We start from the raw sequence: 1,210 nt of genomic DNA, 5'->3' as shown, positions 1-1,210 counted from the left end.
GGAGCTGAAATCAGTCGAAGATACCAGCTGGCTGCAACTGTTTAATAAAAACACAGCACTGTGCAAACACGAAAGTGGACGTATACGGTGTGACGCCTGCCCGGTGCCGGAAGGTTAATTGATGGGGTCAGCCGCAAGGCGAAGCTCTTGATCGAAGCCCCGGTAAACGGCGGCCGTAACTATAACGGTCCTAAGGTAGCGAAATTCCTTGTCGGGTAAGTTCCGACCTGCACGAATGGCGTAATGATGGCCAGGCTGTCTCCACCCGAGACTCAGTGAAATTGAACTCGCTGTGAAGATGCAGTGTACCCGCGGCAAGACGGAAAGACCCCGTGAACCTTTACTATAGCTTGACACTGAACCTTGAGCCTTGATGTGTAGGATAGGTGGGAGGCTTTGAAGCGTGGACGCCAGTCTGCGTGGAGCCAACCTTGAAATACCACCCTTTAATGTTTGATGTTCTAACGTAGACCCGTAATCCGGGTTGCGGACAGTGTCTGGTGGGTAGTTTGACTGGGGCGGTCTCCTCCCAAAGCGTAACGGAGGAGCACGAAGGTTAGCTAATCCTGGTCGGACATCAGGAGGTTAGTGCAAAGGCATAAGCTAGCTTGACTGCGAGAGTGACAGCTCGAGCAGGTGCGAAAGCAGGTCTTAGTGATCCGGTGGTTCTGAATGGAAGGGCCATCGCTCAACGGATAAAAGGTACTCCGGGGATAACAGGCTGATACCGCCCAAGAGTTCATATCGACGGCGGTGTTTGGCACCTCGATGTCGGCTCATCACATCCTGGGGCTGAAGTAGGTCCCAAGGGTATGGCTGTTCGCCATTTAAAGTGGTACGCGAGCTGGGTTTAGAACGTCGTGAGACAGTTCGGTCCCTATCTGCCGTGGGCGTTGGAAGATTGAGAGGGGTTGCTCCTAGTACGAGAGGACCGGAGTGAACGCACCACTGGTGTACGGGTTGTGATGCCAATTGCATTGCCCGGTAGCTAAGTGCGGAAGAGATAACCGCTGAAAGCATCTAAGCGGGAAACTTGCCTCGAGATGAGTCTTCCCTGGGCACTTGATGCCCCTGAAGGGCCGTTGAAGACGACGACGTAGATAGGCTGGGTGTGTAAGCGTAGCGATACGTTGAGCTAACCAGTACTAATGACCCGAGAGGCTTAACCTTACAACACCGAAGGTGTTTTGTGGGTGACGAAAGACTCATA

Annotated in this window: 1 rRNA gene; it reads left to right on the top strand. The window is 53.1% G+C overall.

From position 1 onward, the window contains the following. Positions 1 to 1,170, top strand: a 23S ribosomal RNA gene (locus WCT94_RS20675); the annotation flags it as partial. Between the last annotated feature and the right edge of the window lie 40 nt (positions 1,171 to 1,210).

This window comes from Pectobacterium sp. 1950-15, from assembly GCF_037136835.1.
In the GTDB taxonomy this organism is placed as follows: Bacteria; Pseudomonadota; Gammaproteobacteria; order Enterobacterales; family Enterobacteriaceae; genus Pectobacterium.
This window is presented reverse-complemented; position numbering and strand designations above follow the sequence as displayed.